This window comes from Janibacter sp. LM (assembly GCF_039631275.1).
Lineage (GTDB): Bacteria > Actinomycetota > Actinomycetes > Actinomycetales > Dermatophilaceae > Janibacter > Janibacter terrae.
In genome coordinates this window covers 134469-149240 of the sequence record NZ_JBDIVG010000006.1, presented here as the reverse complement: position 1 = coordinate 149240, position 14772 = coordinate 134469, and the positions used below count along the sequence as shown (strand labels likewise).

Here is a 14772-nt window from a genome sequence, read left to right as displayed (position 1 = left end):
GGTCGGTGGGCGATACTGGGTTTGAACCAGTGACCTCTTCCGTGTCAAGGAAGCGCGCTACCACTGCGCCAATCGCCCGGGTGCATGCAGGTGTCCTGCATGGTCGAGGTGGAGACGGGATTTGAACCCGTGTAGACGGCTTTGCAGGCCGTTGCCTCGCCTCTCGGCCACTCCACCACGAAGGTGTCATACCTTCCGAGCGGATGACCGGGTTCGAACCGGCGACCTCAACCTTGGCAAGGTTGCGCTCTACCAACTGAGCTACATCCGCGCGGCCCCGAGCGTTGCTCACGCCGAGGGCACGAAGAGACATTAGCCCATCGACCGTCCAGTCTCCCAACCGAGCACGAGCGACCGCCATGAGGGTCGCCAGCGCGACCGGGCGCCGGTCGCCGGTGACCTGACCGCCAGCGCACCGGCGTCACACCGACGGCCAGCAGCCGGCCCTTGGTCAGCAGATCTCGCACGCGATCCGGGGTGGCGGCTGCGCGCAGGTGGTGCCTCAGCAGCCGCTCCTTCCAGCTGGTGCGACCGGGGCCACCCGCCGCCCGGCTCGCTCACCGGCGTCATCTGGCGACCACGAGCAGCAGCACGTCGAGCACCGCGATCCCTATCGCCGCGCGGAACGGCGCCCGGCCGCTGCCGAACAGGGCGACACCAGCCAAGATGACGACTGCGGCCACGACCAGCACCAGGACACCGGCGGGGACAGCACCCGCGCCCACCGCGATGACTGCGGTCGCCGCGGTCAGACTGCCCACCGTCAGCAGAGTGGCCGCTCGGGGCCCGATGCGGTGCGCGAGCCCGCGGACGCCGGTCGCCTCGTCGTCGACCAGGTCTGGCAGGACGTTGACCAGGTGGGCACCGACCCCGAGGAGCGCGCCCGCGACGACGGTCGACCACTGCGGGAGTGTCGCGCCCGGCTCGACGAGCGCGACGAAGAGCGGCAGACCCCCGAAGGCGATGGCGTACGGGAGGAAGGACACCACTGTCGCCTTGACGCCCAGGTTGTACGACCATCCCGCCGCGACGCACACGAGGTGCACCATCCCCGCAACGATCCCGCAGGCCAGGGAGAGGACCACCGTGCCCACGAGCGCCGCGACGCAGGCGGCCCGGGTGGTCGACGTCGGGAGCTCGCCGGTCGCCAGCGGCTTGTCGACACGACCGACCGCGCGATCCCGGGGGGCGTCGATCAGGTCATTGCCCCAACCGATCGACAGCTGCCCGCTGAGCACGGCGGCCGTCACGAGGACCGCCCTCCCCGGACCCGAGAGGGTCGCGAGGGCAAGTACCGCAGCCAGCACCGTCACCGCCGTCGTCGGCAGGGGGTGAGCCGCCCGGAGGAGTGCCGGGACCCGCGGGTCAGGCATACCGCGACCCTATCCCGGCACGGTTGGTCCGGGCGGCGCCGAGGCCAGCACCTCCGCGACGTGCCGATGCAGGCGCGTCACGCACGAGGAAGGCCCCTGACCCGGCGTCTCCGCGGGTCAGGGGCCTTTCCTGCTGGTGGGCGATACTGGGTTTGAACCAGTGACCTCTTCCGTGTCACGGAAGCGCGCTACCATGACACGCAAGAGGTCACTGCACCAAACCCAGTATCGCCCACCCGCAGGAACGGCCCCTGACCCGCGGAGATGCCGGGTCAGGGGCCGTTCCTGCGGGTGGGCGATACTGGGGTTGAACCAGTGACCTCTTCCGTGTCAAGGAAGCGCGCTACCGCTGCGCCAATCGCCCGTGGAGCGGATGACCGGGTTCGAACCGGCGACCTCAACCTTGGCAAGGTTGCGCTCTACCAACTGAGCTACATCCGCACTCGCTGTCCCCGCACTGCGGTGACCGCGCTGAGCGAGATTAGCCCACAGTCTCACCAGAATCCAAACCGGGGGTGAACAGCCGCCCGGCAGGCCGCCCCATCGGGGTCGTAGGGTGCCCGCATGCCGACGCACGAGGTCACCAACCAGGTCCCGCCCTACGGCGGGCACGACGTCTTCGCGACCGACCAGGTCCTCGTCGAGGGGGTCGACCGCTGGGTCCCGGCCGGGCAGCGCGAGCCGGCCGTGGCCGAGCTCACCGCCCTGGGGGTGCGCGCCGGCTCCGACGAGGCCGGGCGCTGGGCCGACCTCGCCCAGCGCAACACCCCTCGGCTGGTCACGCACGACAGGTGGGGCCACCGTGTCGACGAGGTCGAGTTCGACCCCGCGTGGCACGAGCTGATGACCGTGGCGGCCGGCGCCGGGCTCACGGCCGTCCCGTGGACCCAGCCGGTCGGGACGGGCGCGCACGTGCGCCGGGCCGCGGGCTTCGTCACCTGGAGCCAGGTCGAGGCCGGCCACGTCTGCCCCATCACCATGACCAACGCGGCAGTCCCCGCCCTTCGCCACTCCCCCGAGCTGGCCGCACGCTGGGAGGGCAGGCTCGCCTCCCGCGAGTACGACTTCGGGCTGCGCGAGGTGCAGACCAAGGCCGGCGCCATCGCCGGCATGGGCATGACCGAGAAGCAGGGCGGCTCGGACGTCCGTGCCAACTCGACCCTCGCGGTGCGCAGTCCCGGCGGCCCGCTCACCGGCGAGACCTATCGGCTCACCGGTCACAAGTGGTTCTGCTCGGCACCCATGAGCGACGTCTTCCTCGTCCTGGCCAAGACCGCCGAGGGCGCGGCGCCGAGCTGCTTCCTCGTCCCCCGGGTCCTCGAGGACGGGACGCGCAACCCCTTCGCCCTGCAACGCCTCAAGGACAAGCTCGGCGACCGGTCCAATGCCTCCTCCGAGATCGAGCTCGACGGCACCTGGGGCGCGCTCGTCGGGGAGGAGGGAAGGGGGGTCCGCGCGATCATCGACATGGTCTCGACGACGCGCCTGGACTGCGTGCTCGGCTCCGCCGCGACGATGCGCGCGGCGCTCACCCGGGCCGTGCACCACACGCGGTACCGGTCGGCCTTCGGTGCGCGACTCGTCGACCAGCCGCTCATGCGCAATGTCCTCACCGACCTGGCACTGGAGTCCGAGGCCGCGACCCTGCTCGGCCTGCGGCTGGCGCACGCGCTCGACGAGGGCGAGAGCGAGCTGACGCGGCTGGGCGTCGCCGTCGGCAAGTACTGGGTGTGCAAGCGGACCGCACCCTTCGTCGCGGAGGCGCTCGAGTGCCTGGGCGGCAACGGCTACGTCGAGGAGCACGGCATGGCGCGGCTGTACCGCCAGGCCCCGCTCAACTCGATCTGGGAGGGCTCGGGCAATGTCAACGCACTCGACGTCCTGCGCGCCCTCGGCAAGGAGCCGGCCGCGCTCATGGCGCTGCTCAAGGAGGCGTCGGCCGCCCGCGGACGGATCGCGGTGCTCGACACCGCGCTCGACGACCTCGAGGGCGACTGCGCCGGGCTGGCGTCGGTCGACCCGGTCGAGCTCGCGGCGGGCAGCCGACGGCTGGTCGAGCGACTCGCCCTCACGCTGCAGGGCAGCCTGATGGTGCTGCACTCCCCCGCGGAGATGGCCGAGGCCTTCGTCGCCTCGCGCCTCGGCGGGGCGAAGGGGGACACCTTCGGCACCCTCGACGCCGGCCTCGCCGCGCTGGCCGGGCCGAGCGCGATCGACCGCTCGGACGTCAGCTCTTCCTGAGCCGGGCCTGCTCGGCGAGGACGTCGAAGTCGGCCTCGGGCCACTGCGGGTCGAGGTCCGTGAGGTGCTCCTTGAGCAGGTTCATCACCGCGAGCCGGGCATACCACTTGCGGTCCGCGGGCACGACGTACCAGGGGGCGACGTCCGTGGACGTCCGGTCGATGACGGCCTGGTAGGCCTCCTGGTACTCCGCCCAGTGACCGCGCTCGTCGATGTCGCCGGGGTTGAACTTCCAGTGCTTGTCGGGGCGCTCCAGCCGTTCGGTGAGGCGCGCCTTCTGCTCGTCCTTGCTGATGTGCAGCATGACCTTGACGATCGTCGTGCCCTTGTCGGCGACGGCCTTCTCGAAGGTGTTGATCTGGCCGTACCGGCGCGACCACTGCGCGCGGGGCACGAGGTCGTGGACGCGGACGATGAGGACGTCCTCGTAGTGGCTGCGGTCGAAGACGCCGATCACGCCCGGCTCGGGCAGGGCATTGCGGATCCGCCAGAGGAAGGGGTGCTTCTTCTCCTCCGCCGTCGGCTGCTTGAAGACGTGGATCTGCACGCCCTGCGGGTCGACCGCGCCGACGACGTGGCGCATGATGCCGCCCTTGCCCGCGGTGTCCATCCCCTGCACGACGAGCAGGACGCTGCGCTGGCCACCTCCCTTCGCCTCCGCGTAGAACCGCTCCTGCAGGTGCGAGACCTCGTCCGAGAGGTCCGCCAGGGCCTCCTGGCCGGCCGCCTTGTCCCCGTCGAAACCGGGGGTGCTGCGGGGGTCGATCGCGCCGAGGTCGGTGCCCTCGCCCGCGCGCAGGGCGTCACCGAAGGGGGTGTCCGGCGACTCGGTCGACGAACCGGACTTCGTGGCTGACGTCTTCTTGGCCATCTGCGCATCATGTCAGCCCGGCGCGTCGTGCGGCAGACTGCCGGGTATGCGGATCCTCAGCGCGGACGACGCGGCGGTGCCGTGCTCCCCCGGTGACGAGGTCGACGACGCCACCCTCGACGCCCTCTACGGGCACACCGGGGACCTGCTCCGGCTCAACTTCGTCACCACGCTCGACGGCGCGGCGACGGGGGGTGACGGCCTGTCGGGGACGATCAACTCCGCCCCCGACCACCGCGGCTTCGCCGCGATGCGCCGGGCCGCCGACGTCCTGCTCATCGGTGCCGGGACGGTGCGGGCCGAGGAGTACGGGCCGGCGCGCGTGCCAATGGTCGTCGTCTCGCGGTCCGCGCAGCTGCCCGAGACGGTCCGCGGCTCGCAGGGCGTGGTGCTCGCGACGAGCTCGTCCTGCGGCGCCACCGAGAGCGGGACCGTGTGGCTGTGCGGCGAGGACACCGTCGACCCGGCCACGGTGGTCGAGCGCGCCCGGTCGTCCTTCGGCCCCCACGTCCTGTGCGAAGGGGGCCCGACGCTCGCTGCCGAGCTGGTCGCCGCCGGGCTCGTCGACGAGCTCGCGCTCTCGTGGACCCCGCGCCTGGTCGGGGGTGGTCGCGGGGAGCACCCGCGGATCCTCGACGGCGCGGACCTCGACGTGCAGCTGTCGAGTCGGCACCTCCTCGAGGAGGACGGGACGCTCCTCGGCCTGTGGCGCGTGGACCGCTAGCGGACGAAGTCGGTCACCACGGCGTCCCAGCGCCGCGGGTCGACGTTCCACTCCTTGCAGTGCCGGGCCAGGGACCACGGCTCGAAGGTGATGAGGTCCGGCCGCGCGGCGGCCAGCGCCTCGCTCGGCCCGACGGGGACGAACTCGTCGTCGCGCGAGTGGATGAGCAGCATCCGGTGGGAGAGCTCGTCGGCGCGCTTGACCCAGTTGGTGCGCGCGACGTCGACGCTCTCGGACACGCCGACGAGCCTGCGGGCCCAGGGCTGGCCCATGAGGGCATTGCCCAGCCGGGAGACGGGTGAGGGGACCCGGTGCAGGTCCGCGTGGTGGGTCAGCACGTCGCCCCAGTCGACGACGGGCCCGTCGAGCACCGCGCGAGAGACGACGCTGGCCAGGTCGGACCGGTCGAGGAACTGCAGGATGATCGCTCCGCCCATCGACCAGCCGACGAGGACGATCTCCTTGGCGCCACGGGCCCGGGCGAGCGTGACCGCGTCCTCGATGTCGCGCCACTCGGACAGGCCGAGGTTGTAACGGCCGTCGGGCCCCTGGGGCGCGTCACCGTCGTTGCGGTAGCTCGGCACGAGGCAGGTGAGTCCCGCGGCGTGGAGGGCGGGGACGCCGCGCAGCGTCTCGTGGCGGCGGGCGCCCCGACCGTGGACGAGCACGGCCCACCGCGACCCGTCCCCGTGCTCGCTCGGCACGACCCAGGCGGGCATGGGACCGAGGTCGGAGGGCACGTGGACGTGCTCGGTGGCCAGCCCGAGGTCGAGCTCCGGGTCCCGCGCGTAGTAGTAGCTGTTGAACCGGGCCGGGCCCGGCTGGAGGATCCCCTCGTCGACGGCGAGGAGCTGGCGCCGCACCCGCTGGAGCCGGTGGTCGACCTCGAGCACGCCGCCGATGCGCGCGTGACCGCGTCCGCCGTCGAACCACAGTCCGTAGCGGCCGGGGACCAGCAGGTCGGGCCCGCCGGAGAGCGTGACGCTGTCGGTGTGGACGACGTGGATCACCGTGTCGTCAGGGCGCACCAGCTCGGGGGTGAGGACCCGGCGGGCGAAGTAGGACGCGCTGCCCACCCACACGGAACCGGCCCCGGCGAGCGCCGATCCGGCAGCGACGGCGCCGTAGGTCAGGGCCCGCTCGGCCACCGTGCGCTTCTTCACGCGCTCATCGTCTCAAAAGTCCTGCGCCACAGGCAGAATGTGACGAGTGACACCACAGCTGCCCGACGTGGCCCTCGACCCGATGCTCGCCAAGGCCGTCAAGGAGGTCCCCGCGGCCGACGCCGTCGACGGCGGCTACTCGTACGAGCCGAAGTGGGACGGGTTCCGCTGCCTCGTCCGCAAGGACGGCGACGAGGTCGAGCTCGTCAGCCGGGGCAAGAAGCCCCTGACCCGGTACTTCCCCGAGCTCGTCGTGGCCATCCGGGAGCACCTGCCCGGGAGCGCGGTCGTCGACGGCGAGATCGTCGTGCGCAGCGGCGAGCCCGGCGCGCAGCGCCTGGACTGGGAGGCGCTCGGGCAGCGCATCCACCCCGCCGAGTCGCGCATCACCAGGCTCGCCGACGAGACGCCCGCCGAGCTCATCGCCTTCGACCTGCTCGCCGTGGGGGGCGAGGACGTGACGAGCCTCTCCTTCGCCCGGCGCCGGGAGCGGCTCGAGTCGCTCTTCGACGGGATGGCGAAGGGAGCGCCGCTGCACCTCACGCGGGTGACGCGGGACGCGGACGAGGCGACGGACTGGTTCACCCGCTTCGAGGGCGCGGGGCTCGACGGGGTCGTCGCCAAGGCGCTCGACTCGCCGTACTCGCCCGGCAAGCGGACAATGCTCAAGATCAAGCACAAGCGCACCGCCGAGGCCGTCGTCACCGGCTACCGCGTGCACAAGTCCGGGCAGGGCGTGGGGTCGCTGCTGCTCGGGCTCTTCCACGAGGGACAGCTGTTCAACGTCGGCGGCATCGCGGCCTTCACCGCGCAGCGCCGCCTCGATCTCGTCGAGGAGCTCGAGCCGCTCGTCAAGCGGGACGCGAGCGGGGAGGTCGAGCACGCGGAGACCGACCGCTCGCGCTTCTCCTCGGCCAAGGACGTGAGCTTCGTGCCGCTGCGGCCCGAACGGGTCGTCGAGGTCGCCTTCGACCAGCTCGAGGGGTCGCGTTTCCGGCACACCGTGCAGTTCCTGCGGTGGCGGCCCGACCGCGAGCCCGAGTCGTGCACGCTCGAGCAGATCGACCGGGCGCTGGCCTACGACCTGGGCGAGGTCCTGGACTGAGTCACTCGATCCGGTTCCCCTCGCTGTCCCAGTGCTCCGCGACCTTCTTGCTCGGCTGCACGCGCGGTGGCTCGCCGGGCATCTTCGGGTAGTCGGGCGGGAAGTTCAGCTCGCCGCCGGGCAGGTCCTCCCAGAGCTGCAGGAGCGGATCGAGCGAGTACGCCTGCTCGTCCATGTCCGCCCACGGGTCGCCCTCGGCGAGGTGGTCGCGCACGGTCGTGAGGTTGTACTCGGCCGGGTCGGTGACGGCCGCGAGCTGCGCCCAGGTCATCGGGGTGCTCACGGGGGCGCCGGGGCGGGCGCGCAGGCTCCACGCGCCGGCGATCGTGCGGTCCCGGTTGTTCTGGTTGAAGTCGACGAAGATCCGGCTCCCCCGCTCCTCCTTCCACCAGGCCGTCGTCACGCCGTCGTCGCGCCGCTCGAGCTCACGGCCGAAGCCGATCGCCGCGTGCCGCAGCTCCTCGAAGGACCACCGTGGCTCGACCCGGACGTAGACGTGCACGCCACGGTTGCCGCTCGTCTTCGGGTAGCCGCGCATCCCGAGCTCCTCGAGCAGCTCGCGAGCGACGTCGGCCACGCGCTGCGCGTCGACGAAGCTCGTCCCCGGCTGCGGGTCGAGGTCGATCCGCAGCTCGTCGGGATGGTCGACGTCGGGCCGGCGCACCGGCCACGGGTGGAAGGTCAGCGTCCCCATCTGCGCGGCCCACACCAGTGCGGCGGGCTCCGTGGGGCACAGCTCGTCGGCGGTCCGCCCGCTGGGGAAGGCGATCTCGACCGTCTCGACCCAGTCGGGCGCGCCCCGCGGGAGCCGCTTCTGGTAGAAGCCGTCGGCGTCCTTGTCCCGCGGCCCGACCGCCAGCCGCATGCCCTCGCGCCACCCGTCCGGCCAGCGCTCCATGGCCGTGGGCCGGTCACCGATCGTGCGCATCATCGCCTCGCCGACGTCGGCGACGTAGCGGCACACGTCGAGCTTGGTCAGCTCGGGGGTGCGACCGGTCGCCTCGTAGATGACCCGGTCGGGACTCGAGACGCGCACCTCCCGGTCGCCGGCGGGCACCATCTCGGCGGGGGTCTTGGCCATGCGGTCAGCGTAGGACCACGGGCGGGCGAAGGGAGGCGCGCGGGACCCCCTTCGCCCTACCGACGCACGAGCTCCAGGTAGCGATCGGCGATGGGCCCCGCGACCGACGCCCCGCCGGCGCCGTCCTCGACGAAGACCGCGACCGCCAGGTCGTCCTGCGCGACGATCATCCAGGCGTGCGTGCGCGGGGGCGAGTCCGAGCCGTACTCGGCGGTGCCGGTCTTGGCGATGACCGGACCGCCCGTGTTGTCCGCGAGGAAGGTGGCCGACCCGTCCGTGACGACGGCGCGCAGCATCCGACGCAGCTGATCGGCCTCCGCGGAGGTGACGGAGCCACCCTTCGCCGGCGCCTTGGCGCGGCCCGGGAGCAGGACGGGGGCGACCCGGTGACCGGCGACGATGCTCGACATGACGGTGGCCATCGACAGGGGGGTGGCGACGACCTCGCCCTGGCCGATGCTCGTCGCGGCGAGCTCGGTGCCCGTGGGGGCCGAGGGCACCTCACCCATGGCCGCCGGGACGCCGAGGGCGGGCTGCTGGGTCATGCCGAGCGCCGATGCGGCAGAGCCGATCCCGTCGGCCGGGAGCCGGTCGCGGGCACCGATGAGAGCGGTGTTGCACGAGGTGGCGAGTGCGTCCTGGAGGCTCATCGCGCCGTTGCGGCCGGAGGGGAAGTCGTCGTGGTTCTTGAACTCGCGCCCGTCGACCTCGATCGTGCGCGGGCAGTCGAGCTGTGTGCGCGGGGTCGCGCCGGCACGCAGCTGGGCCAGGGCCGTGACCGGCTTGAAGGTCGAGCCGGGCGCGTACTGCCCGAGGGTCGCCGTCGTCTGGCCTCCGCCGCCCTCCGCGCTGGCGAGCGCGAGGACGTGCCCGTCGGACGGTCGGACGGCGACGATCGCCCCGGCCTTGCGCAGGTCGGCCAGCGAGTCCTCGGCCGCCGCCTGGTGGGTGATGCTCAGGGTGGTGCGCAGGTCCGTGCCGTCGACCGCGTCGACGCGGTGCAGCTCGCGCGCGGTCCCGTCCTCGGCGACGGCCTCGACGGTGAAGCCGGACCTGCCGCGCAGCTGCTTGTCGCGCGAGGCCTGCAGGCCGCTCAGCCCGACGACGTCGCCCTCGCGCACCTGCGGGTCCGCCTCGATGACCTCGGCGGTCGCCGGGCCGACGCGGCCGAGGACCTGGGCCGCGAACCCGGAGGACGGGGCGAGGTCCATCGTCCCGTCGATGAGCCGGGCACCCTCGATGTCGGGCACGGCACGGCGCACCGCGTCGAGCTCCCGGGCGTCGGCGCGCAGGACGATCGCCTCGACGAAGGCCTCGTCGCCGGCCGACTCCACGGCCCGGACGAAGGGAGCCACCGTCACGTCGGCTGCCTCGGCGAGCGCCTCGGCGGACTCGCCGGCCGACCCGGCCGACACCCGGCCCCGGTCGATGCCGACCCGCACGACCGCCCGCGGGGTGACGATCCTGTCGCCGCCGTCGCCGAGCACCTCGCCGCGCTCGGCGACCACGCGCGAGGCGCGCAGGACCTCCCCTTCGGCCAGGTCGGGAGCGAGCACGCTCGGGGCCCAGTCGCCCGTCCACGTCTCCCCGGAGCGGGTGAGCGGCAGGTCGGAGGTGTACCGCCACGGCTCCTTGCCCTCGTGGACGGTCCACGAGACGTCGAGGCGCACGGTCGCGGCGTCGCCCTCGTCGGGGACCGCGACGTCGGTGACGTCCACCTCGGGGCGCAGCCGCCCCATCCCGGCGAGGACGTCGTCGAGCTCCTCCTGGGCGGTCGTCCGGTCATCGACCTGCAGGGCCGCGGGCACGCGACCGGCGGCGAGGTCGGCAGCGACCCGGTCACCCAGCTCGCGCGCGGCATCCGTGCCGTCGTCGCGGTGGGTCCACCAGTAGCCGCCCACGGCGACGAGCAGGGCGAGTGCCACGACGGCGGCGAGCAGGGAGCGGGCACGTCGGGGACGACGTCGGGGCTGGTCGGTCACGGGCACGAGTCTCCCCGTCGGGATCCCTCCTCGCAGCGCGGGGGTCACGGCGGTCACCGCGGCGCGGTGAGATGGACGTCCGACGTTCACCTCGTCGCGCTGCGCGCAGCACCTGCGCGGCCTAGGGTCGCGGGGGCCACACCCCATCCCTCCCAGGAGCCCGCCCAGATGCCCTCTCGTCGACGCCGCGCCCTCGCGGCCCTGACCCTCGCCCCCTTCGCCCTCACCGGGCTGGCCGTCGTCGCGCCGAGCGCGTCCGCCGCCTCGCCCGACCTCGTGGTCTCCGAGGCCTACGGGGGCGGAGGCAACTCCGGTGCCACCCACAGAAGCGACTTCGTCGAGCTCGCCAACCGCGCGCAGAGCGACGTCGACCTCACCGGCTGGACGCTGCGCTACTACTCGGCGAGCGGCACCACCGCGCAGACCACGCCCTTGTCGGGCACGGTCGTCGCCGGCGGGCGCTACCTCGTCAAGCAGGCCGACGGGGCCAACCAGAGCGGCACCGCGCTGCCGCTGCCGACGGCGGACGCCACGGGCACCGTCGCGATGTCCTCCTCCGGTGCGCGCGTCGAGGTCGTGGGGCCCGACGGGCAGGTCGTGGACCGCCTCGGCTGGGGCGGGGCCAGCCCGGCCGAGGGCGCCTCCGCGGACGCGACGAACAACGCGACCTCGGTCGCGCGCCGGGACATCTGCACGGACACGGACAACAACGCGGCCGACTTCGTCGTCGGTGCACCGACCCCGCAGAGCTCCAGCACGGCTGCGGTGGTCTGCGAGCCCGACGACGGCGGCGAGCCGCCGGTCGACGAGCCGGAGACCATCGCGCGGATCCAGGGCAGCCACCACCTCAGCGAGCTCGACGGCACCGCCGTCAACGAGGTGGAGGGAGTCGTCACGGCGGTCTCGCGCAACGGGTTCTGGATGCAGAGCACCACGCCGGACGACGACGCCGCGACCTCTGAGGGCATCCTCACCTACACCCGCTCCGCCCCGTCGGTGGCCGTCGGGGACACGGTGAGCGTCGACGGCTTCGTCGACGAGTTCCGTCCCGGGGGCTCGGGTGGCTGGGACAACCTGACGACCACCGAGATCGTCTCCCCCGCGGTCACCGTCACCGGCCGAGGTGAGGTCCCTGTCCCCGTCGTGCTCGGCGAGGACCGCACCGCACCGCAGCAGACGGTCGACGCCGAGGACCCCAAGAGCGTCGAGTACGACGACGCGGACTTCCGCCCCGACCGCGACGCCATCGACTTCTACGAGTCGATGGAGGGCATGCAGGTCGGCGTCCGCGACGCCCAGGTCGTCGGCCCGACGGGCTACGAGATCCCGGTCGTCCCCGGCTCCGGCGTCGACGCGACCCGCACCGAGGCGGGCGGCGTCCTGTACTCCGGCTACGACCACCCCAACGCGATGCGCGTCCTCGTCGACGACGCCCTGCTGCCCTCGGGATCGCTCCCGGACGCCGACGTGCGCGACACCCTCCCCGGTCTCGTCGCCGGACCGCTCGACTACTCCTTCGCCAACGTCAAGCTGCTGGCGACGCAGGTCCCGACGGTCGCCGACGGCGGCCTGGAGCGCGAGGTCGCGCCGCAGCAGCACGACCGCCAGCTGTCCGTCGCCGCGTTCAACGTCGAGAACCTCGCGCCGCAGAACCCGCAGGACAAGTTCGACCGGCTCGCCGGGCAGGTCGTCGACAACCTGCGCAGCCCCGACGTCATCGCGATGGAGGAAATCCAGGACGCGAGCGGCCCGGCCGACGACGGCACCGTCGACTCGACGGCGACCACGGACAAGCTCATCGCGGCCATCGAGGCGCAGGGGGGCCCGACCTACGAGGCGCACTGGGTCGACCCCCAGGACAAGGCCGACGGCGGCCAGCCCGGCGGCAACATCCGCAACGTCCTGCTGCACCGCACCGACCGCGACCTCGACTTCGTCGAGCGCAGCTCGGGTGCGGCCGACCACGCCACGAGCGTCGGCACGGACAAGAAGGGCGCCTACCTCACCGAGTCCCCCGGCCGCATCGCGCCGTCCTCGCCCGCCTTCGACGGCAGCCGCAAGCCGCTCATCGCCGAGTACCGGTACCGCGGCGAGCGCGTCTTCGTCGCCGCCGTGCACTTCAGCTCGAAGGGGGGCGACGACCCGCTCTTCGGTCGCTGGCAGCAGCCGGTGCGCTCGAGCGAGGACGACCGCCACGCGCAGGCCCGTGAGGTCCGCGCGCTGACCGACGACCTGCTCGCCGCCGACCCGGACGCGAAGCTCGTCGTCGCCGGTGACGTCAACGACTTCGAGTTCAGCGAGACCACGGACATCCTCGAGGGCTCGGGCCCGACGGCGATGACCGACCTGCCGCGGACGCTGCCCGAGCACGAGCAGTGGACCTATGTCTACGAGGGCAACAGCCAGGTGCTCGACCACATCCTGCTCTCGCCGGCGCTCGCGACGCTCGACGGCAGCGGCAGCGGCAGCGGCACGGGCCGGGGCACGCGCCCCGCGTTCACGTACGACATCGTGCACACCAACTCCCCCTTCGCCGACCAGGACAGCGACCACGACCCGCAGGTCGTGCACCTGGACCTCAAGAGGTGACCGGGCGCGACGTGGCCCCCGGAAGTTCTGCGGGGGCCACGTCGTTGCATGATGGACGCACCCAGCCAGAAGGAGTCTTCGCATGATGGAGCCCACCGACCGCGACTACGCGGTCACCAAGACCGACGAGCAGTGGCGGGCCGAGCTCAGCCCCGACGAGTTCTCCGTGCTGCGCGCAGCGGGGACCGAGCGGCCCTTCACCGGTGAGTACACCGACACCCAGACGGAGGGCGTCTACGCCTGCCGTGCCTGCGGCAGCGAGCTCTTCGCCTCCGACACCAAGTTCGAGAGCCACTGCGGCTGGCCCTCCTTCTACTCCCCCCTCGCCGGGGACCGGGTGGAGTACATCCAGGACGACTCCCTGCCCGGCCGCCCCCGCATCGAGGTCCGCTGCGCCAACTGCGGCAGCCACATGGGTCACGTCTTCGAGGGAGAGGGGTACGACACCCCCACCGACCAGCGCTACTGCATCAACTCGATCTCGATGACGCTGCGGCCCGCTCAGGGCTGAGCGACGCCTCACCCGCCTCAGGATTCTCGGGTCACCCGATAAACCTCGCCTTCGCAAGGGTTTCTAACTCTTGCGAAGGCGAGGTTTCTCTTGCCCAGCGCTCACGCGACCCGGGCGAGCGCTTCCATGACGGCACGGATGATCCGTTCCGGGTGGAACAGATCGGCCCAGACCACGCGGATGACGATGTAGCCACGGGCGCGGATGCGGTCCTCACGCTTCTTCTCCCTGAAGAGGGCGTCCGGCCCGCCGTCGCTGTACTTGACCTTGCCGTCGAACTCGAGGAGCACGGGAGTGTCCTCGATGCCCAGGTCGACGCGGGCGAACACCACCCCGTCGCGATCGGCGATGGGCAGCTGGGAGACCACCCGGAAGCCGGCCCCGAGGAGGATAGCCCGCGTCACGCTCTCCCCCAGCGACTCCGCGTCACCGTCGGACCACGCCAACGCGCACCGGGCCCGTCCGGCGTGCGGCCACCCGGACACCCGCTCGAACGCCGTCTGCAGCTGCTGCACGTCGACCCGCTGCGCGTGCAAGGCTGCGTCGATCGAGGCCACCCCCGGCAGGACCCCGTGGTCCAGACAGATCTGGATGAGCGCCGTCGCCGTGTCGGTTGCCGGTCCCCAGGGCGTGTCCAGGGGTGTGTCACGCAGGGGGCGTAGCCGGATGTGTCGGGTACTCGCCTCCCGCTGGATCGGGCGTGCCAGGTCGGCAGGCACGACGGGCACCTCGAAGAGCGGGATCCCGTATGCGGCCGCCGCGGTGGCACCGACGAGGACCGCGTCTGGGTACATCCGCAGGGCCGCCCGGGCGAGCAGGCGACGTTCCTCCCCCTTCGTCCGTGCCCCGGGTGAGGTGTACGCGCCACGACAGAGGCGACGGATGACTCCGCGGCGCACGCCGGCGATCAGCACCTCGTCGCGCAGGCCGACGCCCAGCGCCTCCTGCCGCGTGAAGATGCCGTCGGGCAGTGTCAGCAGCTGCGCGAAGGGGGTCTCGGTGACGTCGATCATGGGCTCACCCTGATGTCGCCGACCAGGACCTGACCGGCCGGTCTTCGGGCTGGGGACAGTCGCCGCTCGCAGTGCCCGGATGTGGATCGAGCGACGCAGCTGTGCCTCAGCAAGAGAAA

11 protein-coding genes and 6 tRNA genes are annotated in these 14772 nt (G+C 72.5%); 5 read left to right on the top strand and 12 right to left on the bottom strand.

The features are described 5' to 3' along the window. Positions 1-6: 6 nt before the first annotated feature. The 7 genes from ABC138_RS04490 to ABC138_RS04460 all read right to left on the bottom strand — a co-directional run bounded on the left by ABC138_RS04490 (position 7) and on the right by ABC138_RS04460 (position 1814). A tRNA-Val gene (locus ABC138_RS04490) sits at positions 7-78 on the bottom strand. 28 nt (positions 79-106) lie between these two features. Next, positions 107-177: transfer RNA gene (locus tag ABC138_RS04485), tRNA-Cys, on the bottom strand. 21 nt (positions 178-198) lie between these two features. Continuing rightward, positions 199-271 (bottom strand) — tRNA-Gly (locus ABC138_RS04480). Positions 272-566: 295 nt separating this feature from the next. Beyond that, positions 567-1373: a UbiA family prenyltransferase gene (locus ABC138_RS04475; protein ID WP_345912841.1), complete on the bottom strand. Its 807-nt coding sequence runs from the start codon at positions 1371-1373 to the stop codon at positions 567-569. A 134-nt stretch (positions 1374-1507) separates the two neighbouring features. Continuing rightward, positions 1508-1597, bottom strand: a tRNA-Val gene (locus ABC138_RS04470). A gap of 68 nt (positions 1598-1665) precedes the next feature. Beyond that, positions 1666-1737, bottom strand: a tRNA-Val gene (locus ABC138_RS04465). 1 nt (position 1738) lies between these two features. Beyond that, a tRNA-Gly gene (locus ABC138_RS04460) sits at positions 1739-1814 on the bottom strand. Between the two features lie 123 nt (positions 1815-1937). On the opposite strand from ABC138_RS04460, the gene ABC138_RS04455 reads away from it, so the two are divergent. Further along, positions 1938-3614: an acyl-CoA dehydrogenase family protein gene (locus tag ABC138_RS04455; RefSeq protein ID WP_345912840.1), complete on the top strand. Its 1677-nt coding sequence runs from the start codon at positions 1938-1940 to the stop codon at positions 3612-3614. On the opposite strand, the gene ABC138_RS04450 is transcribed toward ABC138_RS04455, so the two are convergent. Further along, on the bottom strand, positions 3601-4485 hold the full coding sequence (locus ABC138_RS04450) for a polyphosphate kinase 2 family protein (RefSeq protein WP_345912839.1): 885 nt from the start codon (positions 4483-4485) through the stop codon (positions 3601-3603). The genes ABC138_RS04455 and ABC138_RS04450 overlap by 14 nt on opposite strands. Positions 4486-4531: 46 nt before the next feature. Between ABC138_RS04450 and ABC138_RS04445 the strand changes: the two genes are divergently transcribed. Beyond that, entirely contained in the window at positions 4532-5209 is a 678-nt protein-coding gene (locus tag ABC138_RS04445; protein ID WP_345912838.1) for a dihydrofolate reductase family protein, read from the top strand. On the opposite strand, the gene ABC138_RS04440 is transcribed toward ABC138_RS04445, so the two are convergent. Beyond that, a complete protein-coding gene (locus tag ABC138_RS04440; RefSeq protein WP_245634691.1) occupies positions 5206-6372 on the bottom strand; it encodes an alpha/beta fold hydrolase in 1167 nt (388 codons plus the stop codon). The genes ABC138_RS04445 and ABC138_RS04440 overlap by 4 nt on opposite strands. 82 nt (positions 6373-6454) lie before the next feature. Here ABC138_RS04440 and ABC138_RS04435 point away from each other — a divergent pair, with 82 nt between their 5' ends. Next, positions 6455-7477, top strand: coding sequence for an ATP-dependent DNA ligase (locus ABC138_RS04435; RefSeq protein ID WP_345912936.1), 1023 nt, complete (start codon positions 6455-6457; stop codon positions 7475-7477). 1 nt (position 7478) lies between these two features. Here the strand turns inward: ABC138_RS04435 and ABC138_RS04430 are convergent, their stop codons facing one another. Then, positions 7479-8558 (bottom strand): DNA polymerase domain-containing protein, encoded by a 1080-nt coding sequence (locus tag ABC138_RS04430; RefSeq protein WP_068421804.1) that lies wholly within the window; start codon positions 8556-8558, stop codon positions 7479-7481. A gap of 56 nt (positions 8559-8614) precedes the next feature. Next, on the bottom strand, positions 8615-10540 hold the full coding sequence (locus ABC138_RS04425; RefSeq protein ID WP_345912837.1) for a penicillin-binding transpeptidase domain-containing protein: 1926 nt from the start codon (positions 10538-10540) through the stop codon (positions 8615-8617). A 168-nt stretch (positions 10541-10708) separates the two neighbouring features. Between ABC138_RS04425 and ABC138_RS04420 the strand changes: the two genes are divergently transcribed. Together ABC138_RS04420 and msrB are read left to right on the top strand one after the other, a co-directional pair. Then, positions 10709-13129: a lamin tail domain-containing protein gene (locus ABC138_RS04420; protein WP_345912836.1), complete on the top strand. Its 2421-nt coding sequence runs from the start codon at positions 10709-10711 to the stop codon at positions 13127-13129. An 82-nt stretch (positions 13130-13211) separates the two neighbouring features. Next, positions 13212-13640, top strand: coding sequence for a peptide-methionine (R)-S-oxide reductase MsrB (gene msrB / locus ABC138_RS04415; RefSeq protein WP_345912835.1), 429 nt, complete (start codon positions 13212-13214; stop codon positions 13638-13640). A 101-nt stretch (positions 13641-13741) separates the two neighbouring features. Here msrB and ABC138_RS04410 read toward each other — a convergent pair whose 3' ends face one another. After that, positions 13742-14653, bottom strand: a complete 912-nt coding sequence (locus ABC138_RS04410) for a hypothetical protein (RefSeq protein ID WP_338538203.1) — start codon at positions 14651-14653, stop codon at positions 13742-13744. Positions 14654-14772 lie beyond the last annotated feature (119 nt).